12 protein-coding genes are annotated in these 16616 nt (G+C 55.4%); 10 read left to right on the forward strand and 2 right to left on the reverse strand.

Translation table 11 applies throughout. The features are described from left to right. Together DMG62_23155 and DMG62_23160 are read left to right on the forward strand one after the other, a co-directional pair. Positions 1-1352 (forward strand): glycerol acyltransferase (locus DMG62_23155; GenBank protein PYY20547.1); only part of this gene is annotated, 1352 nt, incomplete at its 5' end. 57 nt (positions 1353-1409) lie between these two features. Beyond that, a complete protein-coding gene (locus DMG62_23160; GenBank protein ID PYY20548.1) occupies positions 1410-2399 on the forward strand; it encodes a polysaccharide export protein in 990 nt (329 codons plus the stop codon). A 42-nt stretch (positions 2400-2441) separates the two neighbouring features. Here DMG62_23160 and DMG62_23165 read toward each other — a convergent pair whose 3' ends face one another. Beyond that, a complete protein-coding gene (locus DMG62_23165) occupies positions 2442-3371 on the reverse strand; it encodes a bleomycin resistance protein (GenBank protein ID PYY20549.1) in 930 nt (309 codons plus the stop codon). A 104-nt stretch (positions 3372-3475) separates the two neighbouring features. On the opposite strand from DMG62_23165, the gene DMG62_23170 reads away from it, so the two are divergent. The 6 genes from DMG62_23170 to DMG62_23195 all read left to right on the forward strand — a co-directional run bounded on the left by DMG62_23170 (position 3476) and on the right by DMG62_23195 (position 11981). Beyond that, a complete protein-coding gene (locus tag DMG62_23170) occupies positions 3476-3892 on the forward strand; it encodes a cupin domain-containing protein (protein ID PYY20550.1) in 417 nt (138 codons plus the stop codon). 269 nt (positions 3893-4161) lie between these two features. Beyond that, positions 4162-7623, forward strand: coding sequence for a TonB-dependent receptor (locus tag DMG62_23175; protein ID PYY20551.1), 3462 nt, complete (start codon positions 4162-4164; stop codon positions 7621-7623). Positions 7624-7791: 168 nt separating this feature from the next. After that, the gene (locus DMG62_23180) at positions 7792-8751 is read left to right on the forward strand and encodes a xylose isomerase (GenBank protein PYY20552.1); all 960 of its coding nucleotides are present in this window, start codon (positions 7792-7794) and stop codon (positions 8749-8751) included. Then, complete coding sequence (locus DMG62_23185; GenBank protein ID PYY20553.1) at positions 8748-9629, forward strand: sugar phosphate isomerase; 882 nt, start codon at positions 8748-8750, stop codon at positions 9627-9629. Before DMG62_23180 ends, DMG62_23185 begins: the two co-directional genes overlap by 4 nt. Before the next feature lie 5 nt (positions 9630-9634). After that, a complete protein-coding gene (locus DMG62_23190) occupies positions 9635-10657 on the forward strand; it encodes a hypothetical protein (GenBank protein PYY20554.1) in 1023 nt (340 codons plus the stop codon). After that, the gene (locus tag DMG62_23195) at positions 10572-11981 is read left to right on the forward strand and encodes a gfo/Idh/MocA family oxidoreductase (protein ID PYY20555.1); all 1410 of its coding nucleotides are present in this window, start codon (positions 10572-10574) and stop codon (positions 11979-11981) included. Before DMG62_23190 ends, DMG62_23195 begins: the two co-directional genes overlap by 86 nt. A gap of 58 nt (positions 11982-12039) precedes the next feature. Here DMG62_23195 and DMG62_23200 read toward each other — a convergent pair whose 3' ends face one another. Further along, positions 12040-14511, reverse strand: coding sequence for a hypothetical protein (locus DMG62_23200; GenBank protein PYY20556.1), 2472 nt, complete (start codon positions 14509-14511; stop codon positions 12040-12042). A gap of 875 nt (positions 14512-15386) precedes the next feature. On the opposite strand from DMG62_23200, the gene DMG62_23205 reads away from it, so the two are divergent. Next, positions 15387-15629, forward strand: coding sequence for a hypothetical protein (locus DMG62_23205; GenBank protein ID PYY20557.1), 243 nt, complete (start codon positions 15387-15389; stop codon positions 15627-15629). Between the two features lie 370 nt (positions 15630-15999). Continuing rightward, positions 16000-16616, forward strand: a 617-nt coding sequence (locus DMG62_23210) for a hypothetical protein (protein PYY20558.1), incomplete at its 3' end; no start/stop codon positions are given.

A 16616-nucleotide genomic window follows, 5' to 3' on the forward strand; every position in this document is an offset into this window, starting at 1 on the left:
CGCTGCCGGTGTTCATCGACGGCCGAAACAGCGCCGCGTTTCAGCTGATGGGATGCGTTCATCCGCGTTTGCGGACCGCGAGTTTGGCCAAGGAGTTTGTGCGCAAGCAAGGCGCGGAGGTTGAGGTCCGAATTGGGAATAAGCTGCCGGCCGGCGGCCTGCAACTTCCTGCTGCAAGCGCCTCTGGGCCGGCTCACTCAGCGGCAGGCGACCGCAAACCGACGGCTTCAACAGGCACCGAATTCCTGCGCTGGAAGACTTATTTGCTAGCCAATCGTGCCGCAAAAGGGCGCGCGAATGCCTCAAAACCGGCTCCCGAAGAGGACAAAACTGCGCAAACTCCGCGCTCACAAGCCGCAAAACTGCCGTTAATACCGTTTCTTTCCGCGCCGGAAGCGCTTGCTGACGCTGTTCCAAGGGCGCAATTGGAGCGCGAGATCGCGCTTTTACCGTCTCCAGCGTGCCTGGACAACAGCGAGGAATACGGAGTTTATTGCGCGCATGCGGCGGAAATCCCGCACATTCTGCGCGAAATTGGGCGCTTGAGGGAGTTAAGTTTCCGCGCAGAGGGCGAGGGAACGGGAAAATCGGTCGATTTAGACCGCTACGACGACTATTACACGCACCTTTTTGTGTGGAATAAGCCGCAAAAAGAGATCGTTGGCGCTTACAGGCTGGCGCGAACAGTGGATATTCGGCGCAAATTCGGCGTTAACGGCCTGTATACAAATACGCTTTTCCGCTTTAAGGACGACTTTTTTGATCTCTTAGGACCTGCAATCGAGCTGGGAAGGTCGTTTGTGCGCCCTGAATATCAGCGTCAGTACGCTCCATTGCTGCTTTTATGGAAGGCTATTGGGCGATATGTGGCGCTAAATCCGGCGTTTCCGGTGCTTTTTGGCGCGGTTAGCATCTCGAATTCGTACGCTCCAGCGTCGCGTACGCTGATGTATCAGTTCTTTCAAGCGCAATTTGCGACGCATCCGCTGGCTGCAATGGTGCAGCCAAGGCGTCCATTCCGCTCGGCAAGGCTCAAACATTGGGATATTAGCGCCTTTAACCGGCTCGTAAGGGACCCGGCAGAGCTTTCTGGTTCCATTTCGGAATTCGAATTTGACGGCAAAGGCATCCCAGTCCTGCTTAAACAGTACCTAAAAATGGGCGGCGAAGTGCTGGCGTTCAACGTCGATGGGCGTTTTTCCGACACTTTGGACGGTCTAATCGTCGTCGATTTGCGCAAAAGCGATCGCAAAGCGCAGCAAAAATATCTCGGCAGCGAGGGCGCAACGCGGTTTATCGACTACCATCGCGAGCTTAGTTTGCCGGAATTCGTCGCCGAACCGGCGGATTAGCCGAGCGAAGCAGCCGTGCTGCGTCTCTACTTTGCGTGCTAGAATCCCGCACTTCCCATGCTTACGCGTCGCTTTGTGATGCTTTGCTGTGCGATTCTGGCGTCGTTTCCCGTTATCCAAAGCCTTCTTTTGGCGCAAAATTCCGCGCAGATCAGCGCCGATTCTTACGCGAAATCCTCGGGAAAGAGGGTTGACAGGGTTGCTGACGACGCAGTTTCGAAGCCGTCAACCTCCGATCCGAGAATTGGGCCAGGAGATTTGCTGGAATTGAAGGTTTTCGCAGCGCCGGAATTGAGCGGAACATTGCGTGTTAGCGGCGCTGGAGATATCACAGTTCCGCTCATTGGCGCTGCGAAAGTCGCTGGATTAACCGCAGAACAGGCGCAGAAAGACCTGGAACAGCGGCTTCTAAGTGGCGGATTCATGCGCGATCCGCACGTGAATATCCTTGTAAAAGAGTTCGCGACGCAAGGAATTTCCGTGTTGGGAGAGGTCGCGCATCCGGGAATTTATCCGCTGCTCGGCTCCCCGCGACTCTTCGACGCGCTTTCTGCGGCTGGCGGCACTACAAACCGCGCGGGAAAGACGATTTATATCAGTCATCGCGAGCGTCCGAGTGCGGGAAATGCGGTGCTTTTGTCACAGGATCCGAAGCAAGCCTTGGCGCAAAATCTGTTTTTGCAGCCTGGAGACACAGTCATGGTGTCGCGCGCTGGAATCGTCTATGTGAGCGGCGACGTAAAAACTCCGGGCGGATACGTAATGAATAATGATGAAAATCTGACTGTTTTGCAGGCTATAGCGCTGGCACAAGGAGTGAATCCCACCGCTTCCACAAAAAATGTACGCATTATTCGCCGCAAAGACGGCAAATTGCAGGAAATTCCGGTCGAGTTAAAGCAGATTATGGCGGCGAAAGCCCCCGACATCGCCTTGGAAAATGAAGATGTTCTGTTCGTGCCAAACAGCGCCTCGAAGTCCGCTGTCCGCAGGAGCATGGAGTCGATCGTTCAAGTTGCCACAGGTTTGGCCATTTACCGGCGCTAATCCTAAGGTTGAAAGATCGTGTCCGGAAGGCAGATTTCCCCGTTATTTTGGCGGCGGAGCGGTGGAAGACGGAGCCGGCTGACCATCGACGGTCTTGGGTTCCATAAGTTCCACCCGAGTGCCATCAGGATCGAATAGATTCGCCTGCCGTTTGCGATTCTTTCCAACTTGCGTCTTGATTTCCCGGGTGTAGAGCTTGCGTGCGGGTCGTTGTTCGAGATCTTGCACAGCTTTGCCAATGTCGGGAACTTCGAGCGAAAGATGATTCTTTACTCCACGATCTTGTGCGGATGGCGTGCCTGTATACAGCATGAACTCTACGTAGTCCTCGCCATCGGGCACGCGCATGTTAACCCAGCTTAGCTGTATGCCGTTTGAGCTGCCGCGCCAGAACTCCTGGAAGCCGAGCAGGTCGCGATAAAACTTCAACGAAGCGTCGAGATCGCGCACGAGAAATCCTGCGTGCAGAATGCGGTTGGAGATTCGCGTCGCAGGAACGAACTTGCCTTGGTTCTTGCCCGTCCGGCTGTCGGAAAGATATTGGACAATTTCGAGTTTGTGTCCATCGGGATCCTGAATTGTGAAGTTGTAGTTTCCGGTCTTCCCTTTCGGTACTGTTGCCGGCACTTTGATTCCATGCGCAGCAAGATAATCGCGCATCTGCTGCGCGTTATCGGTATAGATGGCTACGTGATTGAGCTGACCGTCCTCTTTTGCAGGATCTGTGAACAACTCAACGTACTGCTCATCGTTAACTTTGACGAACGCAATGCGAATGGAGCCATCATCGCGCTTGAGCGTGAACGGCTCTTGAAAGCCCAGGAAGTCCTCATAAAAAATGCGCGCTTTCGCCAGATCACTTGTGTAAAGCGCGACGTGAGCCACACCAAGAATTCGCGGACGCTGCGCTTCCGTCTGAGCGAGAAGCGAACTCGCGAGGAGCAGGATGAGGATCAGCCGCAAAGAGTTCATACAATGAAAACCGTCTTACAATGTGCGTCGCCAAGCCAGACCGATGCCTGGCCGCAGTTCGACAATATATCGCGTAACGCGAACTCTCACTGGAGGCTTTCACGATGAACCGTCGCGAAGTGTGCTCGTTGTTACCTCTGCTGGCTCTTACGAAGTCATGGGCTGCCAACGATCAGACGCTGTCTTCCCGCACGTGGCCTTTTGAGGATCTTCAGGCGAAGACCAGCGGTGGACACACGACTCGTCCAGTGGTCAACGGCAAGATCTCAACCGGAGAGCATGTGGAGGTACACGAGACCACTCTTGATCCCGGAGAGATGCCGCATGCCGCTCACAGGCACGCGCACAGCGAGTTCTGGCTCATTCGTGAAGGAACTGTCGAATTGACGATCAATGGCCAAACCCACCGCCTCGGCCCCGGTGGAGTAGGACTGGCCACAGGCAACGACTTGCACGGCATCAAGAACGTGGGAACGACTCCTGCAAACTATTTCGTGGTGGCGATCGGAAACATGGCGTAATCCTATCTGCGTGATTCCGAGCAGATTGGTGGCGGCGACTCAGTAAGTCTCGCCGTCACTGCCAGAGTCACCTGGAAGCGTTCTTCTCTCGATAGCTTTCGTTCTCGGCGGTGCTTCCTCCACCTCGTCATTCGCAGTCACCCTCGTTATACAGTTTTCCTAAATCGATTTTTCTGTATGTCTTGACAGTGAATACCAGCCTCATAGAACATGCTCGACCAACAACAGAACAACTCCGTTTCGCAGTAAAAAACGGGCCAGGAGGAGCAATGTTCAGTAAGACAAGAGCCTGTAGAGTTTTGATGCTTGCAGCGTGCGTAATCTCAATCACCACAGTTCAATTATTCGGACAAGCGGTCAACGGCACATTACTAGGGACCGTATCCGATTCATCCGGCGCCGTGGTCGCGGCAGCCAAGATAACCGCAACTGAGACGTCTACGGGAATCGCTCGAGCCACTGAATCCAACTCGAGCGGAAACTACACATTCGCCAATCTGCCTCCAGGGACGTACTCAGTCCTCGCCGAAGCTCATGGTTTCAAAAAGGAGAGCCGGTCTGACCTGCGCGTCGACGTGAATAGCTCGGTTCGCGCGGACCTGACAATGCAGCCCGGCAATGTGACGGAAACTGTCGAAGTCACAGCCGCGGCGCCGATACTGCAAACCGATCGCGCCGATGTCGGCTCAAAGATCGACTCGACGCAACTGGCGCAATTGCCGATCGGCGGGGCGAATCGCAATTTCCAGAGTCTGCTCACGCTAATTCCCGGCACCGTGCGGCCGTGGACCCAACATTCCCAGTTCTTCAACGCGCAAGACACGCTCTCGACGGAAGTGAACGGCCAATCCCGCGAGTACAACCAGCTTGCAATTGAAGGCGTGAACGATGACGAGCGCACAGGGCTACTGCAAATCTACGTGCCACCGGCCGAGGCTATTCAGACCGTTGATGTGACGACGAGCAACTACACAGCAGAGTTCGGTCGCGTCGGCGGCGCGGTCACCAACGTCATATTAAAGTCTGGAACAAACCGCTTCCACGGGTCCCTGTACGAATACAACCGTGTGAGCGCCTTAGCCAGCCGCAGTTACTTCAATCGCGCGCCGAACCCTTTTGCGCGAAGCACTTACAACTATTACGGTGGCACCATCGGTGGGCCTATCTTTAAAGACAAGACCTTTTTCTTCTTTGATCTGCTTCGCATCAGCGACATCCGCGGTCAGTTCAATCAGCAGACAGTGCCTACCGACGCATTTCGCAACGGCGATATGCGAGTCACCGGTTCCAATATCTATGATCCGACCACGGGCAATGCAGACGGTTCCGGCCGCCAGCAGTTTTCGTGTAATGGAGTGGCGAACGTCATTTGCCCCAATCGAATCAGCCCCATCGCACAGAAGATCCTTGCGCTGATACCACGCGCCAATACCAATCTTCAGGGGCTTACGAACAACTATGTACAGAACACCCAACTGAGGAAAACGCCGAATTCTTTTGACGCGAAGATTGACCACAACTTGGGAATGAATGATCGGCTTGCCTTTCGTTTCAGTCGCGCCGTGCAAAATGTTTTTCAACAACCAATCTTCGGAGTGGCGGGCGGTCCCGCGAACGGAGGATTCCACGGCACAGGAACTCAAACCGAGCAAAGCGGAGCGGTAAATGAAACGCACATTTTCACTCCCACCCTGGTGACGGAAGTCCGGGCCGGAATTAGCCACTACCGCAACATTGTTCATCAGTCGGATTACGGCACAAAGGCTTCGGACGCAATCGGCGTTCAAGGAGTGAACCTGGATAATTTCACAAGCGGCTTGGTCGGAATCCGTATCCTGGGCACCAACGGCGATAATCCACTCGTTGGCTATTCCGCTTCAGAGCCGTGGGATCGCGGAGAAACGAACATCAACATCGTGAATAGCTGGACCAAGATCCACGGCAATCACGCATTCAAGTGGGGCGCGGACATTCGCCGACTTCGCGACGATCTTGTGCAAGCCCAGACGTTCTCACCACGTGGTCGAATTGATTTCGGAACAGGTACCACCCAACTCAATTGTCCGACTGCGACTTCGCCGGGATGCACAACCAAGGGCTCTTCGCCGACTACCGTTGCAAACAATTTCGCGGCATTGCTGATCGACGCTCCGACCGAAGTCGGCCGCGATGTCTCTCTCGTCTCTGGTTCCTGGCGAGAAACAGAAGCATTCTTTTTCGGCCAGGATACCTGGCACATGACAAATCGACTGACGGTTGACGCTGGCTTGCGCTGGGAACTGTATTTGCCGGCAACTCCTAGTCGCCCCGGCAGGTACTCCAACTACGATCCGACGCAAAACGTTTTGGTGATCGCCGGCGTCGCCGGAAATCCTCTCAACCTTGGGCGTGAGACTTATTACAAATATTTTGCGCCACGCTTCGGGCTCGCCTACCGCTTCACCGATCAGACGGTATTCCGAGGTGGTTTTGGTATCAGCTACGAACCATTCACGAACAATGCATACGCATTCAACTTCCCGATTCGGCAAAACCAGGATTCCAAGCAGGGCAACAGTTTCGCCATTCCCTTGCTGAATGGACAACCAGCGACAATGGCTAACGGCTTCCCGGCGCCAACGCCAGTTGCGATCTCGTCCGCCGGCACAGTTATTCCGAATCCCAGCGAGTCCTACAACGTTGTCGACAAGCATTTCCAGCAGCCCTATGTTGAGTCCTGGAATGTCGCGGTGCAGCAGGCGCTTCCAGGGAACTTCGTATTAGACATGGCCTATGTCGGGAACCATGGTGTGAAGATCCCCGTTGCTTTCAACCTGAATGCAGCGACCGCTCCGTCATTGAATGCTAACGGCACAGTGCAAGCGAGCGACTGTGTGCAGGGTAGCAGTACTCGGCCGTTGTGCAATCAATTCGGGCGATCTGGTTCCACGACGTTTTTGTTTAAACCAACTACCTCGAACTACAACTCGCTACAAATAAAGTTCGACCGAAAATGGAAGAACGGCTTCCTGCTGACAACGGCTTACACCTGGGCGAAGGCGCTCGCGTACCGGTCAGATACGAATGCCGATGATGGTGCAGCCTCGTATTACACTGATTTCCGGCGCAACTATTCGGTGGAAAGTAAGAACCGGGCCCACACCTTCGTGCAGAGTTACGTGTACGAACTGCCGTTTGGCAAGAACAAACACTTTCTGCAATCTGGCTGGGCGAGTTGGCTCGTAGGCGGCTGGGGCGTCAGCGGAGTGCTAACCAGAATGAGCGGCACCCCGCTTCACTTCACTGCCAGTGGCAGCTCACTGGCTGCCAATGGCACGGCACAGACACCTATCCAGATCGCTCCTTTCCAGGTGCTGGGTGGAATCGATAGCAGGCTATGGTTCGATCCTTCATCCTTCTGCCCAGTCGGACAATCAAATCTTCCCGCAGGCTGTCCGGTGGTCGCCAATGGAGTACTCGGTAATATGGCCCGTTACGCCTTGAGCGGACCGGGGTTTTTCAATCTCGACGCAGGGGTGTTCCGCAGTTTCCCGATCGGCGAGCGCATGGGATTGGAATTTAAGGCTGAGGCCTTCAGCGTTACCAATACACCTCATTTCAGCAACCCTGATACCGACATCACTCACCTGACTACGACTTTTGGACACATCACAGGCACTGGAAGTACCAATAGCCAGGGAATCGGCGATGGAAACCGAAGCCTGGAGTTGAGTGCAAAGTTCACGTTCTAACCTAGTAGGCCGGGTCAATAAAATTGATCCGGCCAATTCTTCACCGCAACGAATCACCTGCACCTGCGCTCTCTCCTAGTTGCCGAAGTCGGGACGAAATGGACTTCTGCACCAACGGAGCGGTAATGTTATTGATTGTTCGAACTCTGAAGAAGGAGCCCGCAAGGAATGTCCTCGTTTTCCCGTCGTGATTTTCTGAACGGCGCCATCGCGGCCGCGGCTTTGGCGGCGCTTCCCAAGCCTGCCCTCGCCGCCTTTGAGCCGCTGTATCCGCCGATGGATCTGTCCTATTTCGATACTCCCATTTCGGCGGCGCCGGCGGATCTGAAATTTGGATATGCTTCGATCACTTGGGGTGGCAATGACCGGCAGGCAATTGAAGACATTGCCGCGCTTGGCTTTCCTGGCATTCAGCTGCGTTCGGATGTTCTGAAGGAATTCCCGAATGCGAACGAGCTTCGCGATCTGCTTCAGCAGCACCATCTCACGATGGTGGCTCTATCGAGTGGCAATGTCAGCATTGAATCCCCCGAAGACCAGGAGATCGCAAAGCACGCAGCCAACGCGAAGTATGCGCACGACGCCGGCAGCTTGTACCTGCAGCTCATCGACGCGAAGCCGAAGCGCGCGGTCACCGCCACCGACTACAAAATCCTGGGCAAGAGAATCACGGAAATTGGAAAGCGCGCGGCAGACTTCGGAGTAAAGGTTGGCTATCACAATCATATGGAGACTATGGGTCAGAGTCCGGAAGAAGTCGATCGCGTTCTGGACGCGAGCGATCCGCGCTACGTAAAGCTGGAACTCGACATCGCTCATTACGTGCAGGGTGGAGGCGATCCGGTGAAGGCGATTCATAAGTATCGCGAGCGTCTTCTTTTTATGCACATAAAGGATGTTGAGACGATTCCGAAGGAGCAATCGTCGCGCGGCCGCGATTTCCGCTTTGTCGAACTGGGGCGCGGACGCGTCGATGTGCCTGCCACCTTCAAGGCTCTGGAAGATATCAATTTCCGCGGCTGGTGCGTGATCGAACTCGATGCCGTTCCCGATCCTTCTCGCTCAGCTAAGGACGCAGCTTTGATCAGCAAGAACTACCTTCATGACCGTTTGGGGATCAGCCTATGAACTCCCCATTTCGGGTCGCAGTCATTAACGACGAGATTAGCCAGGACTTCGGCCATGCCGTGGACGTTGCCTCCCGCGAGTTCGGCATGCAGTGGATCGAAGTGCGCGAGATGTGGAACAAGAACATCATGAAGCTGGATTCCAAGGAGATCGACCAGGCTCGGCAAATACTCGAACGTGCGAAGATGCGCGTGACGGACATTGCGAGTCCGATCTTCAAAGTGGATTGGCCTGGCGCACCGCTGTCCAAGGTTAGGGAAAAGCACGACAGCTTCAACGCGGACTACACGTTCAAGCAGCAGGACGAGATGCTCGATCGTTCCTTCGAATTAGCGAAGGCGTTCAATACGGATCGAGTTCGCATTTTTGATTTCTGGCGGCTGGACGATCAGACTCCGTACCGCGCTGCCATTGACGACAAGCTACGCGAAGCCGCGGACAAAGCCGCCAAGAAGAACATCATTCTTATTCTGGAAAACGAATACGCGTGCAACACCGCAACGGGCGCGGAAGCGGCACGGACTCTGTCGGCTGTCCAAGCCTCGAACTTCATGGTCAACTGGGATCCAGGCAACGCGGCGATGCGTGGGGAGAACGCGTTTCCAGATGGATATAACAAGTTGCCGAAGGATCGAATCGGCCATGTTCACTGCAAAGACATTCAGAAGAAACCAGCCGGGAGCGGCCAGGAATGGGCGGCCATGGGACGCGGGACAATCGACTGGACTGGACAGTTCCGCGCTCTGAAACAACAAGGCTATAAGTACGCCACCAGCCTGGAAACTCATTGGCGCGGCGCCAGCACACCTGAAGAATCTACTCGCCAGAGCTGGGCCGGCATGAAAAAGGAATTGCAAGAGGCTGGAGCTCTGTCGTAACTCAAATGCTGAATGTGGGATTCATCGGCGGCGGCAATATTACCGACACTCACATTCGCGCTGCCCAAGCCATTCCACAGCTTCGTCCTACTGCAGTTGTCGGAACCAATGCAAGCAAAGTAAAGGCGTTGGCTGAAAAGTACGGACTCAGTGCCTTCAACGATCTTCGCGAATTCCTGGGACATCGTCCGCTGGACCTTGTGATCATTGGCAGTCCTTCGGGTGTTCACGCGAAGGAAGGCATCGCAGCCTGTGAACAGGGTCTGCATGTGCTGGTGGAGAAGCCAATCGATGTCAGTACTCAACGCGCTGATCAACTCATAAGATCTGCGAAGACGAATGGAGTCAAGCTTGGCGTCCTGTTTCAGGATCGTCTTAAGCCAGACATTCTTCGGCTTCGCGATCGGATCAAATCCGGCAAGCTCGGCCGCATCCTTTTAGTAGAGGCTTCGGTAAAGTGGTATCGTCCGCCCGAGTATTACTCGAATTCGAAATGGCGCGGGACGGCGAGCCTCGACGGCGGCGGGGCGCTGATGAACCAGGGCATTCACACAGTCGATTTGCTCCTTTACCTGCTCGGCGGCATCGATCGCGTGCAGGCGGTTACCAAAACGGCGCTTCACGAAATCCAGTCCGAGGACACGTGCGTTGCAACGCTCGAGTTCGCCAACGGCGCAGTAGGAGTGTTGCAGGCAACGACGGCGGCCTATCCCGGCTATGCGCGTCGCGTCGAAGTCACTGGCTCGGAAGGCACTGTGTGCCTGGAACAAGATCACATAACCCGCGTGGATCTGAAGACTCCGTCCCACGACACGCAGGAGGTGGAACCGGCCGATCAGAATCCGAGCGCGAATTCACCAGTAGTAAGCGACGTGCGCGGGCATCAGCGCATGATTGACGATTTTGTAAGAAGTATCGAAACGGGAGGAGCTCCCGTCTGCGATGGCGAAGAAGGACGGCGGAGTCTTGCATTGGTTGAGGCGATTTATCTCTCCGCGCGTCAACTCGAAACCATCTCTACCCGCTGATTGCAGCTTCAATGCAGATTGTGCGAGCTACGGCAGTGCAACGAGATCAAAAAAATTACCAGTCTGGGAGGGGAACGTGTCAGACAGATCAATTGCAAGGCGTGATTTCATAAAACAGGCGGCAATGGGAACAGCGGCGTTGATGGTCTATCCACCGCGCGTGCTCGGCGCAAACGACCGGGTACGAATCGGCATGATTGGCGTCGGCGGACGAGGTAGTGAGTTGCTGAGACAAATCGTCGCTGTACCGAATGTTGATGTCGTGGCGATGGCGGACATCTATCCTCGCCGCTTTACCGAAGCGCGAGCCGTAGTCCCAAACATCCAGACATACGATGACCACCGACGATTGCTCGACCAGAAAGATATCGATGCCGTAATCGTCGCCAGTCCGCTGCATATTCATGCTCGCCATTTTCAAGACGCGCTCGCCGCCGGCAAGGATCTCTATTCCGAAAAGACCATGACCTGGTCGATTCCCGAAGCGGAAGACTGCCTGAAGGCAGCGAAGAACTCCGACCGCGTGGTGCAGATCGGTCTTCAGCATGAGAGTGATGGTTCACTTGCAGACGCGAAGAAGTGGATTAAGGACGGGGTCATCGGCAAAGTAACCATGGTCGAGTCCTGGATGAGCCGCAATTCTCCGCATGGCAAAGGGCAATGGGTGCGCGCGATCCCAGCAGACTGCACTGCGCAAAATGTGAAATGGGACGCCTTCCTGAATGGCCGTCCTTCACAGCCATTCGACGCAAATAAATTCATCAACTGGCGATTGTTCTGGGAATTCTCTGGTGGAAACGTAACGGAGAACCTGGTTCACCAGATCGCGTGGATCATGACTCTCCTCGATCTTCCAGTTCCCACTGCCGCATATATGACTGGCGGCGTCTTTTCCGAGAAGGACGGGCGCGAAGTTCCCGACACCATTGCCATCAGCTTCGACTTCCCCAATGATCTCGTTGTGAACTGGCAGTCCACGTTCAGTAACAGCCGCTACGGACTGGGCGAACACATTCTTGGCAGCGATGGCACCATCGAGCACGTTGCCGGCGAACAAAACATGGTCACGGGCAAGTCGGAATCCGCGACGCGCTACTTCCCTGAAAAAGCAAATCGCAAGAATGGCGCGGCCCTCACCGGCAACACTCCTGACCAGAACCACATGCAGAACTGGGTGGACTGCATTCGCTCGCGCAAGCAGCCAAATGCATCAGTGGAGACTGGTTATCTTTCTGCTGTAGCAGGACACATGGCCAATCTCTCATATCGCCGCAAAGAACGGATCACATGGGAGCAGGCAAAGACGATCCAGCCAGAGCTATAGAAACTTCAAACGTGGATCCGGCCCACCCGTGCGGGCACATCTGCCGTAGCCGTTTATGTCACTCATACCTGAGCGCCACCATCGGATCTGTGCGCGAAGCTCGAAAGGCCGGGAGATAACAGGAAGCAAGAGTGACCAGGAAGAGTACGACCGGCACGATCATGTATGTGGCCGAGTTTGGATGGCCGAGTCCAACCAGTCCTGCGGTTAAGGCACGTGCGACTGCCACGCTGATCAAGCCGCCGATGCAGATTCCCGCCATTGACAGCTTAAGTCCCTGGCGCAGCACCATGTTCAGCACATCGGAACGTGCCGCTCCGATCGCCATGCGAATACCAATTTCGCGGGTTCGTCGCGCGACCGAGAATGCGATTAGCCCGTAGAGGCCAATGAGTGCCAGCGAAAGTCCAACGGCGCCCATCGTTCCCACAACTTCCACAATCATGCGCATGACAGATATTGTGCGAACCTGGTAAAAGTCCTCCATCGTGCGAACGTTGAAGACGGGCTGATCTGGATCCAGGCTGCGCACGAGTTCGCGCAGCGGAGCAGCCAGGAGTGCCGGATCGGCGTAGCTGTTCGTGAGCAGATACAGGCTCTTGCGTGGGTTCTGCGCAAAGGGCAGGTAAATAAACGATGTGGGAGGCTCGCCCGCGAACGTGTACTTCCCGGTCTCTGCGATCCCCACAACTTGCAGCCACACGTTCTTTTTTCTGTCTATGCTCAGACGTCTGCCAATCGCGTCCTGCCCGGGCCAGTAGGCCTTCGCAAACTCCTCGTTGACGATTACTACTGGCGTTGAATCTTCTTTGTCCGTGGGCGCAAATGCACGGCCGCGCACAAGCCGCGTCTGCATGACGTCAAAATAGTTTTCATCCACTATGCTGGTCAGAACGATTGCGCGCACTTGTTCCTTGGGAAAGCGATAGCCCTCGGGAACCACGCTCTCGAGTTCCTGTGCCGGGGAGAGAGGAATCGTGCTGCTTAAGGTAAGACCGCGAACCCCCGGCAATGCGCGTGCGCGTTCGACAAGGTTGCGGAAGAAATCATGGCTTTGCGCGTCTGAGTAGCGCACAAGCGACGTGTCGAACTGCATCGTCAGAATGTGGTCAGTGCGAAATCCGGGTCTGAACACGAGAGCATGGCGGAAGCCATCCATCAGCATGCCAGTTGCGATGAGAAGAACCATCGACATCGCTACCTGCGCGATCACAAGCGTATTACGTCCCATGAGCCGGCCATGCGCGCCTTGTCCCGACTCGGTATTCTTGAGCGCGGGTATCAGATCGGGTTTAGAAGCTTGCAGCGCTGGGGCGAGGCCAAAGACGATCGCACTGGCAATTGCGCATGCAAAGCTGAAGACCAGCACTCGCCCGTCGAGTTGGGGCGAGATCATGATTGGCAGGTCCGTTGGAATGCGGATCGTCTGCAAGAAACGTATACCCCCATACGCGAAGGCGAGTCCGACGATGGCTCCGAGAACTGCCAATAACAAGCTTTCCGTAAGCAGTTGTCGCAATAGCCGACTGCGAGACACACCGAGTGCAAGGCGGATTGCAATTTCGCGGCTGCGTCCCCGAGCTCTCCCCAGCAGCAGATTGGCAACATTAGCGCACGCGATGATGAGGACGACACCGACCAGAACCATTAGCAGCGTAATGAGGTAAGCATCGGGCGGATCCTGAACCACGCGCGCCTGAAGTTCGCTGCGCACTCGCACCACGCGATTTTGGTCCGCGGCGGAGTGCAGCGGCTCCAGGCCCTTCCAGATTGTCGCCAGCTCGGCCTGAGCCTGTTCGCGCGTGACACCAGCCTTCAGTCGTCCTTTTACGTCGAAACCGTGGTTCTTCCGATCCTCAATCGGATTCTCCGGGCTGGCGGTCAGACGCTGCGACATCGCAGCAGGCATGTAGAGATGCGGACGCACATACTGATCGATTCCAGTGAAATCTCTTGACGCAACCCCGACGATGCCGAAATCAATTCCATTGATTCGAATCGTGCGCCCAACGATCGATGGATCCGACGAGAATTCCGTGCGCCAAAAATCGTAAGCAAGCACCGCAACAGGATTTCTCCCCGCGACCGCATCTTCTTCAGGAAGAAAGCCGCGGCCGAGTTCCGGCTTGATCCCGAGCACTTGAAAGAAGTTGCCGCTAACGAGAAGCGCGCCACGCAGCTGAGCGCTATCGCCGGCCGACTTCGCCACACTCGCTCGAATGAGTTGATTCGATGTCAAGCCATCAAAGGATTGCGTCTTGTCGCGCAAATCGCGATAGTCCGGATAGGAGACGCCGCCCATGGTCCCCGATTCAGTCACGGGATCAGTGCTAACCGCCATTACCGAATCGGGATGGTAGATCGCAAGCGGACGCAGGAGCAGAGCGTCAGCCAGACTAAAGATGGCGCTGTTAGCGCCAATGCCGAGCGCAAGCGAGAGGGTTGCAACCGCCGTAAATCCCGGATTTCGCACCAGCAGCCGCAGCGCATAGCGACTATCTTCCAAGAACCCCTCGAGAAACGCCCGCATGATAGACAGCTCCTGCTTTGGATATCTAGAGCATAATGTGCAACTCCCTTGCCTTCAGTGCAGGGTTAGGATTCAACGGTTTGCGGAGCCGGCAGGATTGCTGAGCTGTTCAGCAATGCAAGTGCCTGTCCGGAAGCGAACGGGAATAATGCTCTTGAAGTCTCGGCCCTGATGGCAATGACCTTCGATTGGCGTTGGTAGTCACTTCACCCCCTGAGCGAAGCGAAGGACCACCCGAAGGAATTGAACGTAATTCTTTGTCTGAGCTAATTGCGGATTGCTAATTGCTGCCTTTCAGATTTCACTGTTAATTCGCTGATCCGGAGCGTAACAGTGAATTAACAGCGAATTTATCAGCGAAAATAACAGTGAATTTGTTCCGCGACGTGAAACCCGCGTAAACACTGGAGGCCGCGAAAAGAACAGGGAATTAACAGTGAATTATCAGTGAATGCCAAACCCAGCGACCTCCCGATTGTCATCGTCATCGCGCTGATTTCTCCCAGGCCATTCTCCTCTTACTTGCTATCCCAATTTGAGCGTTGCGTCAAGAGAGGCAGCGATGAGCAATCAGCGATTAGCAATTAGCGATTAGCAATTAGCTACCCCGCCGGTTCTGACTTACTTCACCCGATGGCCCGATCACGTCCTGACTCCGACATCCGATGAGGAAGGATCTGCTCTTAGTCCTTTGTCTTCCCTGGCCCCTGTTTCCCTAGGTTCTCGCCGTTTGCCTTTGGCTAATTGCTGATTGCTAATCGCTAATTGCCGCTTCACTTCACCCGATCTTCCTGTTCCCTGTAACCTGTTCCCTGATTTTCGTGACCTCGGTCGTTTCCTTCGTGACGGCTCGCTCTCCCTGCTAGGATGACCACATGGAAACTTGGCGCGAGCGCATTAGCGTGAATCCCGCGATATGCCACGGCAAAGCGTGCATTCGCGGAACACGCGTGATGGTATCTGTGATCGTGGACAACCTCGCAGCCGGGCTCTCTCACCAGGACATATTGCAAAGTTACCCGGCGCTAATCGAAGCAGACATTGAAGCCGCGCTGTCCTATGCTGCGGAACTCACTCGTGAGGGCACCGTGACTCTTCCTCTGGAAACCAGAGCTTGAAGTTCAAAGTAGATGAGAATCTGCCAGTTGAATATCGGTCGATTTTGGAACGCGCGGGATTTCAGGCTGAGACAGTCGGTGATGAGAACCTCTCCCTAGGTTCTCGCCGTTTGCCTTTGCTAATTGCTAATTGCTAATCGCTAACTGCCGGTTTACTTCACCCGATCACCCGATTCTTCCTGTCCCCTGTTCCCTGTTACCTGTCCCAGTCATCCTGAGCGCAGGAGGGACCCGCGCGTTTGGGGCCCCGTCGAGCGCCGGTGTTGCGGTCGATGGGGTCAGCGCGGGGGACGCCGGAGTCGAAGGATCTTGTGTTTTGGTGTTGGCTGCTTGGCCTGCCCTCTCCCCTGTAACCTATTCCCTGTAGCCTATGTTGCCGCTGCTCCTGCTCTGGTTTTCCGCCACGCTTGCGCCTGGAGAGTCTGCTCCGCCTTGCACCGAAGTGCACGCGCACGTCTCGGTGCTAACCAGGCACGATCAGGTTGTTTCCGGTCTGGCCGCATCCAATTTCGTCGCCGAGCTCAACGGCAAGCCCGCGCAGGTTGAGTCCAGCGTGCGCGATCCTCTGCGCCATCGGCTCGTGATCCTCGTCGATCACAGCGGCAGCATGAGCGGACTACGCTGGCACATCGCCCGCGAAGCCACGCTTGCCCTGCTCAACCGCCTGCCAACGCAGATTCCCGTCGAGGTAATCTCCTTCGACACCGACATTCTGCGGCTCGTCTCGCTCGACACGGCCCGGCCACAAGCCATTCAGGCCGTCACCCAGCTCTTCTCCAGCGTGGTTCCCAAATCGAGAACGCGCCTCTACGACGCCATCCATGCCGCCCTCGCCACTCTTCAACCTGTTCGCCCCGGCGATCTCCTGTATCTGATCAGCGACGGATCCGACAATGTAAGCAACGAGAATGGCGACCAAATGCAAAAGGAACTGCTGCAGTCGAGAATCAGAATGTTCCTCAACCTGCTGATTCCGTCAGATGAGCA

Source organism: Acidobacteriota bacterium, from assembly GCA_003225175.1.
GTDB lineage: Bacteria > Acidobacteriota > Terriglobia > Terriglobales > Acidobacteriaceae > Gp1-AA112.

Bases quoted from the DNA above. Each gene is read 5' to 3' on its own strand.
- DMG62_23195 (PYY20555.1), top strand. From the start codon at position 10,572: ATGGCGAAGAAGGACGGCGGAGTCTTGCATTGGTTGAGGCGATTTATC.
- DMG62_23200 (PYY20556.1), bottom strand. From the start codon at position 14,511: ATGCGGGCGTTTCTCGAGGGGTTCTTGGAAGATAGTCGCTATGCGCTG.
- DMG62_23160 (PYY20548.1), top strand. From the start codon at position 1,410: ATGCTTACGCGTCGCTTTGTGATGCTTTGCTGTGCGATTCTGGCGTCG.
- DMG62_23185 (PYY20553.1), top strand. From the start codon at position 8,748: ATGAACTCCCCATTTCGGGTCGCAGTCATTAACGACGAGATTAGCCAG.
- DMG62_23165 (PYY20549.1), bottom strand. From the start codon at position 3,371: ATGAACTCTTTGCGGCTGATCCTCATCCTGCTCCTCGCGAGTTCGCTT.
- DMG62_23170 (PYY20550.1), top strand. From the start codon at position 3,476: ATGAACCGTCGCGAAGTGTGCTCGTTGTTACCTCTGCTGGCTCTTACG.
- DMG62_23175 (PYY20551.1), top strand. From the start codon at position 4,162: ATGTTCAGTAAGACAAGAGCCTGTAGAGTTTTGATGCTTGCAGCGTGC.
- DMG62_23205 (PYY20557.1), top strand. From the start codon at position 15,387: ATGGAAACTTGGCGCGAGCGCATTAGCGTGAATCCCGCGATATGCCAC.
- DMG62_23180 (PYY20552.1), top strand. From the start codon at position 7,792: ATGTCCTCGTTTTCCCGTCGTGATTTTCTGAACGGCGCCATCGCGGCC.
- DMG62_23190 (PYY20554.1), top strand. From the start codon at position 9,635: ATGCTGAATGTGGGATTCATCGGCGGCGGCAATATTACCGACACTCAC.